A 21,528-nucleotide genomic window follows, 5' to 3' on the forward strand; every position below is an offset into this window, starting at 1 on the left:
GGAAAACGGCGCCTGGCAGGAGCCGGCGCCGTGGCCTTTCACACGGGGTGCATCCCCGAGAGGACGCAGAGGTCGATCCGCTTTGGATCAGGACAGGATGAAGTCTTCCTGTGTCAGCGCAATTTTGCCCTGAAGCAGGAACTGCAGATTGGCGGACCCATCGCCGTCGAGATCGGCGCTGACGATCGTGTTGCCATCCGTGTTGTACGCATAGGCAAGCCGCGCGCTGCCGGCGCTCAAGCCAGCCTCCCCGGCAAATTCCAGCGTGACGCCCAGCGCGCTGAGATCGATGCGGTCGCCCTCGTCCGCGCGGAAATCGACGATGAAATCGCGCTTGGTGGTCCCGGCAGGGGAGTCTGCTGCCGACTGGAAAACGAAGGTGTCCGCACCGTCGCCGCCTCGCAGCTCGTTTTCGCCGAGCCCGGCCGTGAGACGGTCATCGCCGCCGCGGCCATCGGCCTTGGCGTCACCGGCGCCGAGGATGATGTCGTCGCCGAACTGGGTGCCCCTGATCTTCTCGATGCTGACGAGGGTTTCGGTGTTGCCGCAGCCGTCATCGATGATCTGCCCGGTGGCAAGGCGCAGATCCACGCGGGCGCCGTGCGTCTGTCCATCGCCGGTCTCGCCGGCCAGATTGACCGTATCGAAGCCCGCGCCGCCATCATAGCTGTCAATGCCCGCCAGGCCGCGGAAGGTATTGTCCTTGGCATCGCCTATGAAGCGATCGCCTGAGAATGTGCCGGTCACCGCCTCGAAGTTCTTGACCGTATCGACCGTGCCGAAGCCGTCCACGACCTTTCCGGTCGAAAGATTGGCGGTGATGCCCTTGGTGCCGCCATGGCGCTCGTCGCGGGAATAGCGCAGCGTGTCATAGCCGGCGCCACCATCGAGAAGATCGGCGCCCTTCAGGCCAGCAATACTGTCGTCGCCGGCGCTTCCGATCATGGTATCCTTGGCGTTGGTGCCGCGGAATTCCTCGAAATTGCTGATCTTGTCCGTGCCACCCCACGGGTTCTTTACCGTGCCCTTGGCGGCGTTCAGCGTGATCCCGGTTTTCAGCGCCTTGTTGCCATAGGTTCAGGGGTCATAGGTCAGGATGTCCCACCCGGCGCCACCGTCCAGCCTGTTGTTACCGGCAGATCCGCCGATGTAATCGTCGCCGCCCAGGCCGAAGACGGTATCATTCCCCGGATTGGGATCCGACATGATGTCATCGTAATCCGTCCCCTTGACGGTGTCGTTGCCGGCAAACAGCGCCTGCGCAAGTTGCTCGACGCTGCCCTTCTTCGTATAGGCCGCGTAGAGGTCCTTGGCCTTGAAGCTGCCCCCCGTCACCTGCAGCAGTGTTTCACCGTCGCCGTCGATGAAGCTGACGCCTGTCACGGTGCCCGCCGTCGGCGCGCCGTTCTTGAAGGACAGGCCCTTTCCCGCCACCACGAATGTCGTTCCGCCCGCTCCGCCGTAGACGACCTTGGTCGCCGAAGAGCTGAGGGCAGTCACGCCCGACCCATACAGTTCATCCAGAGCGTAGAGGTCGAAAAGTACCCCGTACTGAATTGCCGCCATGTTTCGTTGCTCCCCTTGCTCGTGCCGCGTCGTTCGCGCGCCATCGATTCTGTTAGGAGCGTCTCCGCCTCGGCGCATCCCCCATATGGGTGTCGTGGCTCCCTCGTGCTTTCGAAATCATCGGCCCTCCCCGTCTGCAGCGTACCGAGGACTGAAACGCAAAAAGCCGCCCGGATCGCTCCGGGCGGCTTTTTTATGTTTGTGACGGACCGTGCTTACTCGGCAGCCGGAGCCTGTTCGCTCGACAGGTCCTGCAGCATCGGGTTGGCGCTGTCGGCGCCCGTGCCCTTGCGGCGGGCTTCGAGGATCATCTCGTCGCGCGCCGTGGCGATGCGGCGGATCTGCGTCATCGTGCCACCGGTGCCGGCCGGGATCAGGCGGCCGACGATGACATTTTCCTTCAGGCCCTGCAGGCCGTCGGTCTTGCCGGCGATCGCGGCTTCCGTCAGCACCTTGGTGGTCTCCTGGAAGGAGGCCGCCGAGATGAAGGACGGGGTCTGCAGCGAGGCCTTGGTGATGCCGAGCAGGACAGGCTCGCCGGAGGCCGGCTTCTTGCCCTGTTCGATCAGGCCGTCATTGACGTTGTCGAGCTCGATCCGGTCGATGTTGTCGCCGACGATGTAGGTCGAGTCACCCGCATCGGTGATTTCGACCTTCTGCAGCATCTGGCGAACGATCACCTCGATGTGCTTGTCGTTGATGACAACGCCCTGCAGACGATAGACTTCCTGGATTTCGTTCACGAGGTAGGAAGCCAGAGCCTCCACGCCCTTGATCGCCAGAATGTCGTGCGGTGCCGGGTTACCGTCGAGGATGTAATCACCCTTTTCGATATAGTCGCCGTCCTGCAGGTGGAAGGGCTTGCCCTTCGGGATCAGGTACTCGACCGGCTCGACACCGTCTTCCGCCGGCTCGATGATGACGCGACGCTTGTTCTTGTAGTCGCGGCCGAAGCGGACCGTACCATCGATCTCGGCGATGATGGCGTGATCCTTCGGACGACGGGCTTCGAACAGCTCGGCGACGCGCGGCAGACCACCGGTGATGTCCTTGGTCTTGGCGCTTTCCAGCGGCGAACGGGCCAGAACGTCAGCCTGGCTGACCTTCTGGTTCGGTTCGACCGAGAGAATGGCATCGACCGAGAGCAGGAAGCGGGCTTCACCGCCGCGCGCGAGCTTGGCGACGTTGCCGTTCTTGTCCTTGATGACGATCGCCGGGCGCAGATCCGTCCCGCGCGGGGTGGACCGCCAGTCGATGACCTGACGCTTGGTGATGCCGGTCGCCTCGTCGGTGGCTTCCAGAACGGAGACGCCGTCAACGACGTCCTCGAACTCCACCGTGCCTTCGACTTCGGTCATCATCGGGCGGGTATAGGGATCCCACTCCGCCAGACGCTGGCCACGCTTGACCTTGTCGCCATCGTCCACGAACAGCTTCGAGCCATAGGCGACGCGCTGCGAGGAGCGTTCCACGCCGCGTTCGTCCAGGATCTGCACCGCCATGTTACGGCCCATCGCGATCAGAACGCCTTCGGCATTGCGCAGAAGGTTGCGGTTCTTGATCTGGATGGTGCCTTCATACGAGGCTTCCAGGAACGACTGGTCGACCACGTTTGCCGTACCGCCCAGGTGGAAGGTACGCATGGTCAGCTGCGTGCCCGGCTCGCCGATCGACTGAGCGGCGATGACGCCCACGGCTTCGCCCATATTGACGGGCGTGCCGCGTGCCAGGTCGCGACCGTAGCAGACCGAGCAGACGCCGGTCTGCACTTCGCAGGTCAGCGCCGAGCGAATGCGGATCGACTGGATGCCGGCCTTCTCGATCTCGATGACATCGGGCTCGAGAATCATCTTGCCCGCGTCAACGATGCGCTCGCCCGTCAGCGGGTGATCGATGTCGTCAAGCGCGGTACGGCCGAGGATACGGGCGCCGAGCGAAGCCACGACCTGGCCGGCATCGACGATGGCGGTCATGGTCAGGCCGGTCTGCGTGCCGCAATCAACCATGTTGACGATGCAATCCTGCGCCACGTCGACGAGACGACGGGTCAGGTAGCCCGAGTTCGCGGTCTTCAACGCCGTATCCGCCAGACCCTTGCGGGCGCCGTGGGTGGAGTTGAAGTACTCGTTAACCGTGAGGCCTTCCTTGAAGTTCGAGATAATCGGCGTCTCGATGATTTCGCCCGAGGGCTTGGCCATCAGGCCGCGCATGCCGCCCAGCTGGCGCATCTGGTTCGGCGAACCGCGAGCACCCGAGTGGGACATCATGTAGATCGCGTTCATCGGCTTCTGGCGGCCGGTCTCGGGGTCGAACTCGACGGCCTTGATTCGGGCCATCATGTCTTCCGCGACCTTCTCGGTGGCCTTGCCCCAGGCGTCGACGACCTTGTTGTACTTTTCGCCCTGGGTGATCAGGCCGTCATTGTACTGCTGCTCGTATTCCTTCACCAGGGCTTCGGTGTCACCGACGATCTTCACCTTGCTGTCCGGAATGACCATGTCGTCCTTGCCGAACGAGATGCCGGCGCGGCAGGCATGGGTGAAGCCGAGCTGCATGATGCGGTCGCAGAAGATCACCGTGTCCTTCTGGCCGCAGTGACGGTAGACCGTGTCGATCATCTTGGAGATGTTCTTCTTGGTCAGTTCCTGGTTGCAGACGTCGAACGGCACCTTGTGGTTCTTCGGCAGAAGTTCGCCGATGAGCATGCGGCCCGGGGTCGTTTCATGGATCTTGGAGACCGGCTTGCCGTTCTCGTCGACCGTCTTGAAACGGCCGCGGATCTTCGAGTGCAGGGTGACGACCTTGTTCTCGAGCGCGTGCTGCAGCTCGCCGATGTCGGAGAAGGCCATGCCTTCGCCCGGCTCGTTCTGGTTCATGATCGAGAGGTAATAGAGCCCCAGAACCATGTCCTGCGAGGGAACGATGATCGGTGCGCCGTTGGCCGGGTGCAGGATGTTGTTGGTCGACATCATCAGCACGCGGGCTTCCAGCTGTGCTTCCAGCGACAGCGGAACGTGCACGGCCATCTGGTCACCGTCGAAGTCGGCGTTGAACGCCGTGCAGACGAGCGGATGCAGCTGGATCGCCTTGCCTTCGACCAGGATCGGTTCGAAGGCCTGGATGCCCAGGCGGTGCAGCGTCGGTGCGCGGTTCAGGAGAACCGGATGCTCGCGGATGACCTCGTCGAGGATATCCCAGACTTCCGGCTTTTCCTTCTCGACCAGCTTCTTGGCCTGCTTGACGGTCGAGGAGTAACCCTTGGCGTCGAGGCGGGCATAGATGAACGGCTTGAACAGCTCGAGCGCCATCTTCTTCGGCAGGCCGCACTGGTGCAGCTTCAGTTCCGGACCGGTCACGATGACCGAACGGCCGGAGTAGTCGACACGCTTGCCGAGCAGGTTTTGGCGGAAGCGGCCCTGCTTGCCCTTGAGCATGTCGGACAGCGACTTCAGCGGGCGCTTGTTGGCACCCGTGATGACGCGGCCGCGGCGGCCGTTGTCGAACAGCGCATCCACGGATTCCTGCAGCATGCGCTTTTCGTTGCGGATGATGATGCCGGGCGCGCGCAGTTCGATCAGCCGCTTCAGGCGGTTGTTACGGTTGATGACGCGGCGATAGAGATCGTTCAGGTCCGACGTGGCGAAACGGCCGCCGTCGAGCGGCACGAGCGGGCGCAGATCCGGCGGGATCACCGGAACGACCTTCATGATCATCCATTCGGGGCGATTGCCCGATTCCATGAAGTTCTCGACGATCTTCAGCCGCTTCATCAGCTTCTTCTGCTTCAGATCGGACGTGGTCTCGGCCATGTCCGAACGCAGATCGCCGGCGATCTTCTCCAGATCCATCGAGGCGAGCATCTCATAGATGGCCTCTGCGCCGATCATCGCCGTGAACTGATCTTCGCCGAACTCGTCGACGGCGATCATGTACTCTTCTTCGGTCAGCAGCTGGTTGGCCTTCAGCGAGGTCAGGCCCGGCTCGGTGACGATATAGTGTTCGAAGTAGAGAACGCGCTCGATATCCTTCAGCGTCATGTCGAGAAGGGTGGCGATGCGCGAGGGCAGCGACTTCAGGAACCAGATATGGGCAACGGGCGCAGCGAGCTCGATATGGCCCATGCGCTCGCGGCGAACGCGCGACAGCGTGACTTCCACGCCGCACTTTTCGCAGATGATGCCCTTGTACTTCATGCGCTTGTACTTGCCGCACAAGCATTCGTAGTCCTTGATCGGCCCGAAAATACGCGCGCAGAACAGGCCGTCACGCTCCGGCTTGAACGTGCGGTAGTTGATGGTCTCAGGTTTTTTGATCTCGCCATAAGACCAGGAAAGGATCTTTTCCGGGGACGCGATCGAAATACGGATCGAATCGAACGTCTGCGCAGGCATCTGCGGATTGAAAAGATTCATGACCTCTTGGTTCATGCCTGTCTCCTTAGTGGGCAATGCTGCCCTTGAGCTTTGGCGCCATGCCGCTGCGCGTTCTTGCGAACTCGCGCGCATCGGCGCCTGAAACGGGAATGACCGCACCCTTAAGGAGGGCGCGGCCGGCACCGGCCCGCCCGACCGCAAAACGCGGCAGGCGAACCGGAAACAGGCGACCGGACGAAACCGTCAGGCCGCCTGCGCCAGAGGTTTATTCCGCCGCGTCAGGCAGCGGCGGCTGGGCGGCCGCCGTCTCGTCGACGCGGGAGTTTTCGAGCTCCACCGACAGGCCGAGCGAGCGCATTTCCTTGACGAGAACGTTGAAGCTCTCGGGAATGCCGGCTTCGAAGGTGTCGTCGCCACGGACGATCGCTTCGTAAACCTTGGTTCGGCCGGCGACGTCGTCCGACTTGACCGTGAGCATTTCCTGCAGCGTGTAGGCCGCACCATAGGCTTCGAGCGCCCAGACTTCCATTTCCCCGAAGCGCTGGCCGCCGAACTGCGCCTTGCCGCCCAGCGGCTGCTGGGTCACGAGCGAGTAAGGACCGATCGAACGCGCATGGATCTTGTCGTCCACGAGGTGGTTCAGCTTGATCATGTACATGTAGCCCACGGTCACCTTGCGGTCGAACGGCTCGCCGGTACGCCCGTCATACAGCACGGACTGACCGGATTCATGCAGACCGGCCCGCTTCAACATAGCAGCCACGTCGGGTTCATGCGCGCCGTCGAAGACCGGCGTTGCGATCGACACGCCCTTGCGGGACTGTTCGGCCAGCTTGACGAGGGCAGCATCGTCGAAGGCCGAGACTTCGTCCTTTGCCTCGGAGGCATAGACTTCGGTCAGCTCGGTCTTCAGATCGGTGATGTCCATCGTCTTGCGATACTCGTCGAGCAGCTCGCCGATCTTCTTGCCCATACCGGCGCAAGCCCATGCGAGGTGCGTTTCGAGAATCTGGCCGACGTTCATGCGCGAAGGCACGCCCAGCGGGTTGAGGCAGATGTCGACATGCGTGCCGTCTTCCAGGAACGGCATGTCTTCCACCGGCACGATCCTGGACACGACACCCTTGTTGCCATGACGGCCGGCCATCTTGTCGCCCGGCTGGATCTTGCGCTTCACTGCCACGAAGACCTTGACCATCTTCATGACGCCCGGAGGCATTTCGTCGCCGCGCTGGACCTTCTCGACCTTGTCCATGAAGCGCTGCTCAAGGCGCGACTTGGACTCGTCGTACTGGCCGCGAAGCGCTTCGATCTCGCCCTGCGCCTTCTCGTCCTCGATGGCGAACATCCACCACTGCGAGCGGGGATATTCCGAGACAACGGCGTTGGTGAGCTCCGTGCCCTTCTTGAAGCCCTTGGGGCCGGCAACGGCCACATGGCCACGCAGCATGTCGATCAGACGGGCATAAACGTTGCGGTCCAGGATCGCCTGTTCGTCGTCGCGGTCCTTGGCCAGACGCTCGATTTCCTCGCGCTCGATCGCCATCGCGCGCTCGTCCTTTTCCACCCCATGGCGGTTGAAGACGCGCACTTCGACGATGGTGCCGAAGGTGCCTGGCGGCATGCGCATGGAGGTGTCGCGCACATCCGATGCCTTTTCGCCGAAGATGGCGCGCAGAAGCTTTTCTTCCGGCGTCATCGGGCTTTCGCCCTTCGGCGTGATCTTGCCGACCAGGATGTCGCCCGGCTGCACTTCGGCGCCGATATAGACGATACCCGCTTCGTCGAGGTTCTTCAGCGCTTCTTCCGAGACGTTCGGAATGTCGCGCGTGATTTCTTCCGGGCCGAGCTTGGTGTCGCGCGCCATCACTTCGAATTCCTCGATGTGAATGGAGGTGAACACGTCGTCGGAGACGATGCGCTCGGACATCAGGATCGAGTCTTCGTAGTTGTAGCCGTTCCAGGGCATGAAGGCGACGAGCGCGTTGCGGCCGAGCGCCAAGTCGCCCAGATCCGTCGACGGACCGTCAGCGATGATGTCGCCCTTGTTCAGAACGTCACCGACGGTGACCAGCGGGCGCTGGTTAACGCAGGTGTTCTGGTTGGAGCGCTGGAACTTCTGCAGGCGGTAGATATCGACGCCCGACTTGCCGGGATCGAGATCTTCCGTGGCGCGGATAACGATACGCGTCGCATCCACCTGGTCGACCACGCCACCACGACGGGCCGCAATGGCGGCGCCGGAGTCGCGCGCCACGACCGGCTCCATGCCGGTGCCGACGAACGGGGCTTCGGCACGCAGCAGCGGCACGGCCTGACGCTGCATGTTCGAGCCCATGAGCGCGCGGTTGGCGTCGTCGTTTTCCAGGAACGGGATGAGCGCCGCGGCCACCGAAACCAGCTGCTTCGGCGAGACGTCCATCAGGTTGATCTGGTCGCGCGGCGCCAGCATGACTTCGCCAGCGTGACGGCAGACGACGAACTCTTCCGCGAAGGAATTGTCCTCTTCCAGCACCGAGTTCGCCTGAGCGACGTGATACTTGGCCTCTTCCATGGCGGAGAGATAGACCACCTCATTGGTGACCTTGCCGTCCACGATCTTGCGGTACGGGCTTTCGATGAAGCCGTACTTGTTGACGCGGGCGAAGGTGGCCAGCGAGTTGATCAGACCGATGTTCGGGCCTTCAGGCGTTTCGATCGGGCAGATACGGCCGTAATGGGTCGGATGAACGTCGCGGACTTCGAAGCCCGCGCGCTCGCGCGTCAGACCGCCCGGGCCAAGGGCCGAGAGACGGCGCTTGTGGGTGATTTCCGACAGCGGGTTCACCTGGTCCATGAACTGCGACAGCTGCGAGGAACCGAAGAACTCGCGCACGGCGGCAGCCGCCGGCTTGGCGTTGATCAGGTCCTGCGGCATGACCGTGTCGATCTCGATCGAGGACATGCGCTCCTTGATGGCGCGCTCCATGCGCAGGAGGCCCAGGCGATACTGGTTCTCCATGAGCTCGCCGACCGAGCGGACACGGCGGTTGCCGAGGTTGTCGATGTCGTCGATCTCGCCCTTGCCGTCGCGCAGCTCGACCAGCATCTTGACCACGGCCAGGATGTCTTCCTTGCGCAGAACGCGCACGGTATCCGGGCAGTCGAGGTCGAGACGCATGTTCATCTTGACGCGGCCAACGGCCGAAAGGTCGTAGCGCTCCGCATCGAAGAACAGCGACTGGAACATGGCTTCCGCGGAATCCATGGTCGGCGGCTCGCCCGGACGCATCACGCGGTAGATGTCGAACAGAGCGTCCTGACGGTTCTCGTTCTTGTCCACGGCCAGCGTGTTGCGGATATAGGCGCCGACATTGATATGGTCGATGTCGAGGATCGGCAGCTCGTCGAAGCCGGCCTGCAGGATCACGCCCAGAGCCTTCTCGTCGATCTCGTCGCCGGCTTCCAGGAAGATCTCGCCCGTGCGCATGTCGACCAGGTCTTCGGCAAGGTAATTGCCGTAGAGGTCGTCATCGCTGGCCTTGATCGCCTTCAGACCCTTCTCGCTCAGCTGACGCAGGAGGCGCGGGGTCAGCTTCTTGCCGGCCTCGACCACGACTTCGCCGGTGTCGGCGTCGATCATGTCGGTGATGGCCTTCTGGCCCTTCAGCGCCTGCGGCTGGAACGGAATCCGCCAGCCCTTGCCGTCGCGCTGGTAGAGCGACTTGGTGTAGAAGGTCGACAGGATCTCTTCGCCGTCCATGCCGAGCGCCATCAACAGCGAGCTGACGGGGATCTTGCGGCGACGGTCGATACGCGCATGGACGATGTCCTTGGCGTCGAACTCGATGTCCAGCCAGGAACCGCGATAGGGAATGACGCGGGCGGCAAACAAGAGCTTGCCCGAGGAATGGCTCTTGCCCTTGTCGTGGTCGAAGAACACGCCCGGCGAACGGTGCATCTGCGAAACGATGACGCGCTCGGTGCCGTTGACGATGAACGTGCCGTTGTTGGTCATGAGCGGCATATCGCCCATGTAGACGTTCTGTTCCTTGATGTCCTTGATCGACTTGGCGCCGGTATCCTCGTCAATATCGAACACGATCAGGCGCAGCGTCACCTTCAGCGGCGCAGCATAGGTCAGGTCGCGCTGGCGGCATTCATCGACGTCGAATTTCGGCGGCTCGAATTCGTAGGAGACGAATTCCAGCATGGAGGCGCCGGAGAAGTCCTGGATCGGGAAAACGGACTTGAAAACGGACTGAAGCCCCTCGTCGGGCCGGCCGCCGCGGGGCTCTTCCACCATCAGGAACTGGTCGTAGGATGCCTTCTGAACCTCGATCAGGTTCGGCATCTCGGCGACTTCAGGAATTTTACCGAAAACTTTGCGTACGCGCCTACGACCATTAAACGAAAGGGTCTGAGCCATCGTCGCTCCTTTAAATCTGTGCATCCGGGCCTGCAACGGATGGGGACCGATGGCCAGTCGGCCCCATCTGGATGGGTATCAAACTCGTCCTGTCGGGCGCGGGCCAGCCGGATCGCCGGGCGGCGCGCAACAAGGACCATCCTCTTGAGAACCCATTACCCAAAAGCCGTTTCGACGGGCTTTTGGGTAATACGTTCCGAAAACGGTTAAAGAGAGGCAGCCCCCATCAGAGGGCTGCCTCTCTTCAAAAAGTCAAAACACGATTACTTGACGTCAACCTTGGCGCCAGCGTCTTCGAGCTTCTTCTTGAGGTCAGCAGCTTCGCCCTTGGAAACGGCTTCCTTGACAGCCTTCGGAGCGCCTTCGACCAGATCCTTGGCTTCCTTGAGGCCCAGGCCGGTGATGGCGCGGACTTCCTTGATGACGTTGATCTTGTTGGCGCCGGCTTCGACGAGGATGACGTCGAATTCGGTCTTTTCTTCTTCGACCGGAGCAGCAGCAGCAGCGCCGCCAGCAGCAGCGACAGCAACCGGAGCAGCGGCGGAAACGCCCCACTTTTCTTCGAGCAGCTTGGACAGCTCAGCGGCTTCCAGGACGGTCAGCGAGGACAGGTCTTCTACGATCTTGGCGAGATCAGCCATTTTGGTACTTCCTTTTGTTCGGTTCGAACTGGTTTATTTTGAACAGCGAAAAACCGCCTTATGCGGCTTCGTCCTTCTTGGCGTAGGCCGCGAACACGCGAGCGAGCTGTGCAGCAGGCGCCTGAACGACACCGGCAATGCGCGTGGCAGGCGTCTGGATCATGCCCAGCAGCTTTGCACGCAGCTCGTCGAGCGAAGGCAGGGTCGCAAGCGACTTGACGCCTTCCGCATCGAGCGTGGTCGTGCCCATGGCGCCGCCCAGAACAACGATCTTGTCGTTGCCCTTGACGAAATCCATGACGACCTTGGGAGCCGTGATCGGGTCAGTGCTGTAAGCAATCAGCGTCTGTCCCTTGAAGAGATCCGTGATCCCTTCCGACTCCGTACCCTGAAGGGCAATCTTGGCCAGGCGGTTCTTCGCGACTTTGACGGTACCGCCAGCAGCACGCATCTTGGAACGAAAGTCGTTCATCTGCGCAACTGTGACACCGGCATAGCGGGCCACGACAACCGAACCGGAAGCCTTGAAGACTTCGTTCAGCTCCGTGACGAATTCGCGTTTTTCCGCTCTTTCCACTGCCTATCTCCAGTTGACGGTCCGCAATCCTGCAAGACCGCCGGGTTTGCCTTTGCCGCACGGGAGCGGAAAACCGATCCCGAGCGACGCTCGAGGATCCTGTCCCTTGCAGGATCCCTGAAGGATCCCGAAAGGCAAGCCGAGGTTCGAACCGACAGTTCCGCATCCGTTTGAAGGGATACGGGAATATTCCGGGTCTCACCCGTCTCATGCAGGCAACGTGATTAAGGCCTAACCACCCGCAATCTCGGACAGGATGTCCAGGCTCCGAGGAGCCTGGATCTCCAGCCCCGAAGGGCCGGAATTTCTTGCCGCCAGCCCGAGAGGCCGGCGGTGAAGAAGAATCAGGCGACCGTCAGCGTGGACGGGTCGATCTTGACGCCCGGGCCCATGGTGGACGAAATCGCCACGCGCTTGACATAGTTGCCCTTTGCGCCCGTCGGCTTGGCCTTGATGACCGCATCAGCGAAAGCGCGAATGTTTTCTTCCAGCTTGGCGGCATCGAAGGATGCCTTGCCAATGCCGGCATGCACGATGCCCGCCTTTTCGACGCGGAACTCGACCGCACCGCCCTTGGACGCCTTGACGGCGCCGGCGACGTCCATCGACACCGTACCGACTTTCGGGTTCGGCATCATGCCACGCGGGCCGAGAACCTTACCGAGACGGCCGACGAGCGGCATCATGTCCGGGGTGGCGATGCAGCGATCGAAGTCGATCTTGCCGCTCTGGACGATTTCCACCAGGTCTTCCGCACCGACGATGTCGGCGCCGGCGGCCCTGGCTTCGTCAGCCTTGGCGCCACGGGCGAAAACGGCGACGCGCACATCGCGGCCGGTGCCGTTCGGCAGATTGACCACGCCGCGGACCATCTGGTCGGCATGGCGCGGATCGACGCCGAGGTTCATGGCGATTTCGACGGTTTCGTCGAACTTGGCCGTGGCACGGTCCTTGACGAGCGAGATCGCATCGGTCAGCGCGACCAGCTTGGTCGGGTCGATGCCTTCGCGGATCTTCTGAATACGCTTTGCAAGCTTCGCCATGTTACGCCACCACTTCCAGGCCCATGGCGCGGGCGGAGCCCTCGATCATGGACATTGCGCCTTCGATGTCGGCAGCGTTCAGGTCCTTCATCTTGGCTTCGGCGATCGTGCGGATCTGAGCCTGGGTCAGGGTGCCTGCCTTGGCGCCCTTGCCGGGCGTCTTGGAACCGGACGTGATCTTCGCTTCCTTCTTCAGCCAGTAGCTGACGGGAGGCTGCTTCATCGCGAAGGTGAAGGACTTGTCCTGGTAATAGGTGATGACGACCGGGATCGGCATACCCTTTTCCATTTCCTGCGTGGCGGCATTGAACGCCTTGCAGAATTCCATGATGTTAATACCACGCTGACCAAGCGCAGGACCGATCGGCGGGGACGGATTGGCCGACCCTGCCTTGACCTGCAGCTTGAGGTGGCCTGCAACTTTCTTAGCCATTGCTCTCTGCCTGTTTGCGTCCGGCTTAAAAGCCAGCCCTCTGGGGCCGACACCGAACGGGTTCAGCCGGTTTCCCGGCCGTCACATGCCGACTTCCCACGCATGAGAAGGACGGCGGCTGCGGTTGCGTGGTGCGGAAAACCCTGCCCGGCCTTAAGAGGCACGGCATCCTTCCACGCGAGACGGGAGGCTGTTGGGCCGCCCTGCCGGCCGACCGCTCATCAGAGGATCGACCGGAAACTTGTCAGACTTTCTCGACCTGGGCGAATTCCAGATCGACCGGCGTTGCGCGGCCGAAGATCGAGACTTCGACCTTGAGGCGCGAGCGCTCTTCGTCCACATCCTGCACCACGCCGTTGAACGAGGCGAAGGGGCCGTCGGAAACACGAACCTGCTCGCCGATCTCGAAGGAGATCGAGGGCTTCGGCCGCTCGACGCCATCCTGAACCTGGCCCAGGATGCGGTCGGCTTCATAATCCGGAATCGGAACCGGCTTATTGTCCGAGCCGAGGAAGCCCGTGACCTTCGGCGTGTTCTTGATCAGGTGATAAGCGTCGTCGGTCAAATTCGCCCGCACCAGAACATAGCCGGGGAAGAACTTGCGCTCGGCGTCGACCTTGCGGCCACGACGCACTTCGACGACCTTCTCGGTCGGCACCAGAATCTTTTCGAACAGATGGCTCAGGCCTTTCTGGCTTGCCTTCTCTTCGATCGATTCGGCAACCTTCTTTTCAAAATTCGAATAGGCGTGAACAATATACCAACGAGCAGCCATGGCCATTCCACCTATCAATTAGACGCGTGCTTTGAGCACGAGGCTGATCGCCCAGCCCATCAGCTGGTCAGCGCCGAAGAAAAATGCGGCAGCAACGATCACCATCACGAAGACCATCAACGTCGAGATGACCGTTTCGCGACGGGACGGCCACGTCACCTTCGCGGTTTCGGCACGCACTTGGCGCAGGAACGTCAGTGGGGAGGTCTTCGATGCCATTGAATGCTCACGACACAACGGCGCGTAAAGCTCGGTCCAGCTCGACGCGCCGCATTTGTTTAACCCTACATAAAGACTAGCCACCCCTTTCGCAAGGGAAAAGCCGGCCTTCGGCACATCCGGCCCGGAGGATACCCTCCGAAACCTGGCGCCGCCGAGGCGACACCGATCACTTCCTTCAAGCACTTCTTGCCTTCACTGAAGACTTCCCGCCTTCGCCGCCGCACTGAACTGCGCTGATCGAATGGCAGGGGCAGAGGGGCTCGAACCCCCGACCTGCGGTTTTGGAGACCGCCGCTCTACCAACTGAGCTATACCCCTAAAGAAGTGCGCTCCGTGTAATGCGAATCCCCCGCCTTGGCAAGCGGTGCCCAGGAGAAATTTTCCGTTTCACGACGGGTTTGCCTGTGGATGACGCGGCCGATCCCGCCTTCAAGGCGACAGATCCCCCTGAACGCGCCTGCCCGGCCTTGCGGCAGAGACAATCGCTGAAGACCCGGGTGGCCGCAGCTGTTATAGGGCGGGAAATCGCGTCTGTGGCGAGAATCATGCCAGGCAGGATGTTCGCTTGGCGGCGCGTGCAGGCTTGCAGGGCCGGGAACGCGGGCAGCCCTGCCAAAAAAGGCGCCCTGGCTGCGGCCATCAGCCGGCCAGGGCGGGCAAAGGAGAATCACCGGTGACCACCCAGCTGCAGGATATTCTGCCGGCCTATGAGGCCGTTGCGCTGATTGCCAACAGCGAGAGCGTCGTGATCGATGAGATCGTCGCCGCCCTGCCGGAGCAAACACTCTATGTGTTCTTCACCGGCTGCGCCAAGGTGCTGAAGGGCCCCTTCCCCCGGGATGCGATTCTCTGTCACCGGCTTGTCGCGGGCGGAACACGCTTCCTCAAGTCTCAGAAGCATTTCGACAGAGCCTATGCCTTCTTCCCCGATGGCTTGAAGGCGGAAGTCGGCATGATTGCCGATCGTGGACTAGCCGCGGGCGAACCGCCACCGGCAGCGGCACGCGAAAGCACGCTGACGCCGCAAACCATCGACTTTGATCACAGCTTCGGCCGCTTCTATCCCGAAGGACGCATGCCGACCACCGGCTTCGCGCTGGCGCTCTGGCTGATCGAGGCGATGCCGCAGGCGCGGATCCATCTGTGCGGCTTCACCGGCGTGGCCGGCCTGCAGTTCAACATGTATGCCGAGCATGACTGGACCTTCGAGCAGACCGTGCTCAGCCTGTTCGAGCAGTCCGGCCGCCTGACGCGCTTGGCCCAGGGCGGCGGCCTCTCCACCGACGCCTTTGCCCGCATCCATGCACGCTTCCCCGAATTCGGCGAGGCACGCGTGGCGCTGACGGCAGCCCAGGCACTCGCCAATCGCTTCACCGGCATGGAGCGGCAGATGGCCAAGCTTTGGGCGATGACGAAGATGCGGCGCCAGATTCGCGCCTTCTTCAAACGGCTCTTCAAATAGAGGTACGAAAGCGGCGCCGGACAAAAACAAACGGCGCGCCATTCGACGCGCCGTTTCGAAAAGATCCAGAGGCAGCCTGTCGCGCCGTGGGTCGCGCCAGCGGCGCGGCGGCGGTCAGGCGCGCTGCGTCACCGCCAGCACGCGATCGCGCGCGGCAAACCATTCCTCGGCGTAATCATCGTTCTTGTACTCGTCGAAATAGGGGCCGCCATCGGTGAAGTGCACGAGATCGGCGTCCTCGTTGTAATCATATTCGTTGACGAGCCAGTTCCAGCTCTGCGGCAGCGCGCCGATCAGCTCCTCGCTCTCGAGCCATTTGAACTGGTGCAACTGGAGGCCCGTGGCGCTGTTGACATAGTCGGGCGTCAACGCCGTGCACTTGGCATTGTTGAACAGGATCACGCTCGACCAGTTCTTCTTTTCATATTTGGTCTGCGTCTGCCCGAGGAATTTGGTATCGACCTTCGGCACGTAATCATGCTTCACGCACATGGCGGCATAGCGGTCGTCGCGCAGTTCCCAGAGCTTGGCGATGTCGGTGCGCATCAGCATGTCGCAATCGGCAAACAGGCTCCAGCCCTCGAAATTGCTGAGATAGGGCGTGAGGAAGCGCGAGAAGGAGAATTCCGTCGTCTGCAGCGGGTTACGCTCGCGGGTGAAGATGCCGGCAACCGTGTCGAGCGCAATCGGGCAGAACAGGACGGGAATGGAGCTCTTCTCCAGGATACTCTGGCAGAAGGTGTGATAGGCGACCACTTCCTTGCTGTCGAAGCCGATGAAAATACGCGCAATGTCAGTCATGTCTTCTCCACCTGTCTCCTGCAGCCGCGCTTTCGCTCAGCGCTCTGCAATCGTCCTGGAGCGGGATCGGCCAAGCTGTGCCGCCTGCAATCGCGCTCCATACAATTGATCGAGCGCGTCGGGCAAAGGCCGCGCGAGCACGCTCTGTCTGTTTGCTTTTGGCACCGATCCATCGAATGGTCCCATTCTCCTCAGCCTTTTCGCGGCGAGCGACATCCAGCGCCACTCTGTCGAGAAAACGACGGAGAAGGATGCATAGGCAGGCACAAGACGAGCTTTTAGAGAATCGGACTGAAGCTAGCGCATCATTCCGGTGCTCCAGATTGCTGTTTTCGCATCGGATTTATCGGAAATCGGCTCTCACCTTTCGGCCCGATGCTCCAATCGTCACGTCATTGGTCGATCCATGCGCCATGAGATCTACGACAGTGGGGCAAGACTTACCAGCGCAAACGCATATTGGCGGAGAGGCTGGGCTGCGGCTGTTGCTGGAGATCGTCGAGGCTGGCCCGCAGCGTCAGCCGGCCGAGACGCTGCTCGACGCCGAGGCTCTGCTCCAGGTCGAATTTCAGACCGTCCATCCGGCTGCGGGCAACCAGCGCCGTGCCGCTTTTGACCTCCAGGAGCCGCGCCGTCTGCTGCAGCAGCACCGTCTGGCACCGGCCGGAATAAAGATGGCAATCGAGGGTCAATTCGCGCTCCAGCGTCAGATCGGTCTTTGTCGAGAGAACAATGGTGCGCCGGCGGCCAATATCGCCGTGAAAGGCGCCTCTGCGGGTTTCGAGCCGGGCCGAGGCATGGCGGGACAGGCCGCTGCCACTGGTGCCGGAGAAACTTCCCCAGACCGCAATCGGCGCCTCGCCACTGAGAATGCGGCCGGACCGGTTGGTGGAGACGGCTAGATCGGTTCCCGCCGTCGCCGCGCCGAAATCATCGAGCTTGACGCCCATGCGCAAGCGATAGCTGCGCTCCGCCGTGCGTTCCGGAGACCAGATCAGCCGGCTGCGATCCTCTGCGTGAACCGGTGCTGCAGCAAGGAGCAACGGCAATGCCGCCGCCAGAAGCAGGCCACCGCCGGCAAGGCGTCTGGTGCGGCCCGGCACGGCAGATCGGGTTTTGAAGAGGGCCGGGCGCGCAAATATCGGGTCGAAGCGCTGGCATGGAAACCGGACTGCCGGTGGTCCGGCATGGGAGATTGGCGTCATGGGTTGCCCCCGTTCGTAGCCTCGCGCCCTCCCAGCGCATTTGGCTGCCGCTCCCCCATGTCTCCGGCGGCAACCCCTTCCCGCGGCGCACCCCGCCCCGGTCTGTGGACGATAGCAGCCGCCGCCGCTGCGTTGAGACACAAGATAACGGCCTGCGGACACGAAAACGTGTCCGGCCAGCGAAACGGGGTTTTGCCAGAAACGAGAAAAGCCCCGCATTGCTGCGGGGCCTTCCTGACGTTCTGATAGCGGTCAATGCGGGACGTCAAGCGTACCGTATCGTCGGCGTGATTACTCGACGATCGAGGCGACGATGCCGGCGCCGCGTGCCGATTGCGCTTGCGCGCCATCGGCACAGTTTTCACTTGCCGTCGGCAAGCTTACGGCATCGTCGGCGTCATTACTCGACGATCGAGGCGACGATGCCGGCGCCGACGGTGCGGCCACCTTCACGAATTGCGAAGCGCAGCTTTTCTTCCATCGCGATCGGAACGATCAGCTCGACGGCAACGGTGACGTTGTCGCCCGGCATGACCATTTCGGTGCCTTCCGGCAGCGTGACGATGCCCGTCACGTCCGTCGTGCGGAAGTAGAACTGCGGACGGTAGTTGGTGAAGAACGGCGTATGACGGCCGCCTTCTTCCTTCGTCAGGATGTAGGCTTCGGCCATGAACTTCTTGTGCGGCTTGACCGAACCCGGCTTGCACAGGATCTGGCCACGCTCGACGCCGTCACGGGTGACGCCGCGCAGCAGCGCGCCGATGTTGTCGCCGGCCTGGCCCTGGTCGAGCAGCTTGCGGAACATTTCAACGCCGGTGCAGGTCGTCTTGGTCGTCGGACGGATGCCGACGATTTCGATTTCTTCACCGACCTTGACGATGCCGCGCTCGACACGGCCGGTCACGACCGTGCCACGGCCCGAGATCGAGAACACGTCTTCGATCGGCATCAGGAAGGGCTGGTCGATCGGGCGTTCCGGGGTCGGGATGTAGGCGTCGACCTGAGCCATCAGCTCGCGGATCGCGTCTTCACCGATCGTCTTGTCCGAATCTTCCAGAGCGGCCAGAGCCGAACCCTTGACGATCGGAATGTCGTCGCCGGGGAAGTCGTAGGACGACAGCAGTTCGCGCACTTCCAGCTCGACCAGCTCGAGAAGCTCGGCGTCGTCAACCTGGTCGACCTTGTTCAGGAACACGACGATGGCGGGAACGCCGACCTGGCGGGCGAGCAGGATGTGCTCGCGTGTCTGCGGCATCGGGCCGTCGGCGGCCGAGCAAACCAGGATCGCGCCGTCCATCTGGGCAGCACCGGTGATCATGTTCTTGACGTAGTCGGCGTGGCCGGGGCAGTCAACGTGGGCGTAGTGGCGGTTCGGCGTCTCGTACTCGACGTGTGCCGTCGAGATGGTGATGCCGCGGGCCTTTTCTTCCGGCGCAGCGTCGATCTGGTCATACGCCTTGAACTCGCCGAAATACTTCGTGATCGCTGCCGTCAGAGACGTCTTGCCATGGTCAACGTGGCCGATCGTGCCGATGTTCACGTGCGGCTTGTTGCGTTCAAACTTGCTCTTTGCCATGGGTCTGTTTCCTAATGATCCATCAAAAAGGTCCGACCGGCCGGGCCGGTTTGGGTGAGGCGTTTAAGGGTTTCACTGCAATTGCGCAAGACTTAATTGCGCAGGGCCCTTGGGCCGTGGCTGCCCGGCGGCAACCGGTGCTAAGGCCTTGTGCCGCAAGGCAGAGGCGGATTTGCCCCAGTGCGGCCGAAGCCTGGCCTGTGGCCGGCATCGAGCGTCAGCGATTCGCCTGCGCGGCGGCACGCAACGCCAGGCCCGCGCCGACCGCCTTGCCCGGCGGTCCGCGCGGAACCCTCCGAGACTGAAAAGGCGCGTGCGCTTCGACCCCATCCCGCGCCTCTTTGGCAGTGCTGTCTCCCAATTGCGGCAATCGTTCAAATGCGCGGGATTTTCGTACGCTTCTGCTTACCAGCTCCTTTTACGGCCCCTTTGAACCTGTCTCTTACTGTGCATCGCGAAGGGTCCGCCTCGTCCTCGCCGAGGGATCGCAAGGCAAGGCGCCGCGTCCTTTGATTGTGCCAGCCGCCAGGCTCCGAGAAACAAGACTGAAACCTGACAGGCCGAAGGAGACCAAGACCATGCAGAAGCTTCCCGTTCAGTCCCGCATCATCGACAGTGTCTATTTCTCGCCGGAGAACGGGCAATTGCAGATCCGCTTCCGCAATGGCGAGGAGCGGCGCTTCGAGGGGCTTGCCGAGTCCGATGCAACCGCGCTCTGCGCCGCCCCCTCGCCCGGCCACCATTATCTGGAGCATATCCGCAAGCGCTTTCGCCGGCTTGCCGCCTGAACGGCCGCAAACCGATGTCGCAATCGCCGGGCGGTGGCGCCCGGTATGCGAATCAAGAGACTGCGTTCGATGACGATTCTGCCGGGAAAAGGACGGTGGGGAATAAAGGTCGGCGGCCAGCGGATGGCCGCGCAGCCAACGTGACCCGACTGTCGACCGCACACAGGCCATCACTGACCGAAGTGACGAGAGGCAACGCAGATAGCACTTGATCGAGAAGATGGAGCGGGTAGCGGGAATCGAACCCGCGTATTCAGCTTGGAAGGCTGCTGCTCTACCATTGAGCTATACCCGCGGGGGCGGCGTCGATCCTGTCAGAATGGTGGAGGGAGTTGGATTTGAACCAACGTAGGCTGAGCCAACGGATTTACAGTCCGTCCCCTTTAACCACTCGGGCATCCCTCCATTATTCTGTCGGGATCGTCTACCGATTTCGGACCCAAGTCGTTGCCGCTGCTTGTTGAAGCGGGCTTCGCTCGTTCCGTGGGGCGCTATATGACGGGCGGAACCCGCACTGTCAACACGGCTTTTCAAGTTTTTTCCGGGAAAGGGCCATTGCCGGCACCGGCATGTTTGGCCTGTGGAAAACCCTGGCACGGTCGCTTCGCACAAGGTTTTAGAAAACGGTTCCAGCGGCGAGACCGGCGGTTTATAAGTCGGCCATGAGCAAAGACAGAAACGGCGACAAGAGCGCCAAGGACACCCATTACGCCACGCTGCGCCGCGCCCATCGGGATGCCAAGCGCGAACGCGGCGAGATCCCCACCCCGCCGACGGAGGCCCGCCGGCGCAAGGCCCAGGCCGACTGGAAGGCGCCGCCGGTGCCGGCGGATACGGTGCAGCTCTACGGGCTGCACACCGTGCGCGCGGCGCTGGCCAATCCGGCCCGCGAGAAGATCCGGCTGATGGTGACGCAGAACGCGCTCGGCCGGCTGGAAATCGGCGATGCTGCGGCGCTGGGCATTCCCGTGGAAACCGTGGCGCCGGCCGCGCTCGACAAGCTGCTCGGCCCGGACGCGATCCACCAGGGCGTTCTCCTGGAGGCGCGGCCCCTGCCCGTTCGCCGGCTCTCCGCCCTGAGCGAAAGCCCGCTGGTGCTCGTTCTCGATCAGGTCACCGATCCACACAATGTCGGCGCGATCCTGCGCTCGGCGGTCGCCTTCAATGCGGGGGCCGTCATCACCACCATGCGCCACAGCCCCTCCGAATCGGGCGTGCTGGCCAAATCGGCCTCCGGCGCGCTGGAACTCATTCCGTATATCCAGGCCGGCAATCTGGCCGATGCGCTCGGCGAGCTGCATGAGATCGGCTTCCAGTCCTTCGGCCTTGATTCGGAAGGGCCGCTGGTGCTGGAAGAGACGCTGGCCGGCGACAAGGTCGCGCTGGTGCTGGGCGCCGAGGGCAAGGGCCTGCGGCAGAAGACGCGCGAGACGGTGACCGCGCTGGCGCGGCTCGACATGCCGGGCGCGATCAAGTCGCTCAACGTCTCCAATGCCGCCGCGATTGCGCTCTATGCGGCCCGCCGTCACCTGCAGGGCTGAGGCACCGGCCCTCGGATCAATATGCTTTGAATGATAAACGCCCCGGGGTCCAAACGGACTCCGGGGCGTTTTCATTGTCGGGCATCCGGCGCAGGCCGTGCCTGAAAGATCAACGTG

At 62.3% G+C, this 21,528-nt stretch carries 16 protein-coding genes and 3 tRNA genes; 3 read left to right on the plus strand and 16 right to left on the minus strand.

The window, feature by feature from the left end; all coding sequences use genetic code 11:
- Window positions 1-87 precede the first annotated feature (87 nt).
- From BJF92_RS11945 to BJF92_RS11995, 11 genes are all read right to left on the minus strand, one after another.
- Window positions 88-1,059: a calcium-binding protein gene (locus BJF92_RS11945; protein ID WP_342585789.1), complete on the minus strand. Its 972-nt coding sequence runs from the start codon at window positions 1,057-1,059 to the stop codon at window positions 88-90.
- Window positions 1,060-1,077: 18 nt separating this feature from the next.
- Window positions 1,078-1,566, minus strand: coding sequence for a calcium-binding protein (locus BJF92_RS11950; protein WP_143524007.1), 489 nt, complete (start codon window positions 1,564-1,566; stop codon window positions 1,078-1,080).
- Window positions 1,567-1,781: 215 nt separating this feature from the next.
- Window positions 1,782-5,993, minus strand: a complete 4,212-nt coding sequence (gene rpoC, locus BJF92_RS11955) for a DNA-directed RNA polymerase subunit beta' (protein WP_075634951.1) — start codon at window positions 5,991-5,993, stop codon at window positions 1,782-1,784.
- 211 nt (window positions 5,994-6,204) lie between these two features.
- On the minus strand, window positions 6,205-10,347 hold the full coding sequence (rpoB, locus tag BJF92_RS11960; RefSeq protein ID WP_075634952.1) for a DNA-directed RNA polymerase subunit beta: 4,143 nt from the start codon (window positions 10,345-10,347) through the stop codon (window positions 6,205-6,207).
- Between the two features lie 263 nt (window positions 10,348-10,610).
- The gene (gene rplL, locus BJF92_RS11965) at window positions 10,611-10,988 is read right to left on the minus strand and encodes a 50S ribosomal protein L7/L12 (RefSeq protein ID WP_075634953.1); all 378 of its coding nucleotides are present in this window, start codon (window positions 10,986-10,988) and stop codon (window positions 10,611-10,613) included.
- A gap of 58 nt (window positions 10,989-11,046) precedes the next feature.
- Window positions 11,047-11,565: a 50S ribosomal protein L10 gene (gene rplJ / locus BJF92_RS11970; RefSeq protein WP_075634954.1), complete on the minus strand. Its 519-nt coding sequence runs from the start codon at window positions 11,563-11,565 to the stop codon at window positions 11,047-11,049.
- A gap of 344 nt (window positions 11,566-11,909) precedes the next feature.
- Entirely contained in the window at window positions 11,910-12,608 is a 699-nt protein-coding gene (gene rplA / locus BJF92_RS11975; protein ID WP_075634955.1) for a 50S ribosomal protein L1, read from the minus strand.
- A gap of 1 nt (window position 12,609) precedes the next feature.
- On the minus strand, window positions 12,610-13,041 hold the full coding sequence (rplK, locus tag BJF92_RS11980) for a 50S ribosomal protein L11 (RefSeq protein ID WP_075634956.1): 432 nt from the start codon (window positions 13,039-13,041) through the stop codon (window positions 12,610-12,612).
- 244 nt (window positions 13,042-13,285) lie between these two features.
- The gene (gene nusG, locus BJF92_RS11985) at window positions 13,286-13,816 is read right to left on the minus strand and encodes a transcription termination/antitermination protein NusG (protein WP_075635043.1); all 531 of its coding nucleotides are present in this window, start codon (window positions 13,814-13,816) and stop codon (window positions 13,286-13,288) included.
- Window positions 13,817-13,834: 18 nt separating this feature from the next.
- Complete coding sequence (gene secE, locus BJF92_RS11990; RefSeq protein WP_075634957.1) at window positions 13,835-14,035, minus strand: preprotein translocase subunit SecE; 201 nt, start codon at window positions 14,033-14,035, stop codon at window positions 13,835-13,837.
- Between the two features lie 245 nt (window positions 14,036-14,280).
- Window positions 14,281-14,356: transfer RNA gene (locus BJF92_RS11995), tRNA-Trp, on the minus strand.
- Between the two features lie 355 nt (window positions 14,357-14,711).
- Between BJF92_RS11995 and BJF92_RS12000 the strand changes: the two genes are divergently transcribed.
- A complete protein-coding gene (locus BJF92_RS12000) occupies window positions 14,712-15,500 on the plus strand; it encodes a hypothetical protein (RefSeq protein ID WP_075634958.1) in 789 nt (262 codons plus the stop codon).
- Window positions 15,501-15,614: 114 nt separating this feature from the next.
- Here BJF92_RS12000 and BJF92_RS12005 read toward each other — a convergent pair whose 3' ends face one another.
- The 3 genes from BJF92_RS12005 to tuf form a co-directional block, all read right to left on the minus strand.
- Window positions 15,615-16,301 (minus strand): glycosyltransferase family protein, encoded by a 687-nt coding sequence (locus tag BJF92_RS12005; protein WP_075634959.1) that lies wholly within the window; start codon window positions 16,299-16,301, stop codon window positions 15,615-15,617.
- A 440-nt stretch (window positions 16,302-16,741) separates the two neighbouring features.
- A complete protein-coding gene (locus tag BJF92_RS12010; RefSeq protein ID WP_143524008.1) occupies window positions 16,742-17,350 on the minus strand; it encodes a hypothetical protein in 609 nt (202 codons plus the stop codon).
- 556 nt (window positions 17,351-17,906) lie between these two features.
- The gene (gene tuf, locus BJF92_RS12015; protein ID WP_075634946.1) at window positions 17,907-19,082 is read right to left on the minus strand and encodes an elongation factor Tu; all 1,176 of its coding nucleotides are present in this window, start codon (window positions 19,080-19,082) and stop codon (window positions 17,907-17,909) included.
- 578 nt (window positions 19,083-19,660) lie between these two features.
- Here tuf and BJF92_RS12020 point away from each other — a divergent pair.
- Window positions 19,661-19,870, plus strand: coding sequence for a KTSC domain-containing protein (locus BJF92_RS12020; protein WP_075634961.1), 210 nt, complete (start codon window positions 19,661-19,663; stop codon window positions 19,868-19,870).
- A gap of 221 nt (window positions 19,871-20,091) precedes the next feature.
- On the opposite strand, the gene BJF92_RS12025 is transcribed toward BJF92_RS12020, so the two are convergent.
- Both BJF92_RS12025 and BJF92_RS12030 read right to left on the minus strand, forming a co-directional pair.
- A tRNA-Gly gene (locus tag BJF92_RS12025) sits at window positions 20,092-20,165 on the minus strand.
- A 25-nt stretch (window positions 20,166-20,190) separates the two neighbouring features.
- Window positions 20,191-20,275: transfer RNA gene (locus tag BJF92_RS12030), tRNA-Tyr, on the minus strand.
- A gap of 257 nt (window positions 20,276-20,532) precedes the next feature.
- On the opposite strand from BJF92_RS12030, the gene BJF92_RS12035 reads away from it, so the two are divergent.
- Complete coding sequence (locus tag BJF92_RS12035) at window positions 20,533-21,411, plus strand: TrmH family RNA methyltransferase (RefSeq protein WP_075634962.1); 879 nt, start codon at window positions 20,533-20,535, stop codon at window positions 21,409-21,411.
- Window positions 21,412-21,528: the final 117 nt, after the last annotated feature.

The sequence above is a fragment of the Xaviernesmea rhizosphaerae genome (assembly GCF_001938945.1).
GTDB classification, from domain to species: Bacteria; Pseudomonadota; Alphaproteobacteria; order Rhizobiales; family Rhizobiaceae; genus Xaviernesmea; species Xaviernesmea rhizosphaerae.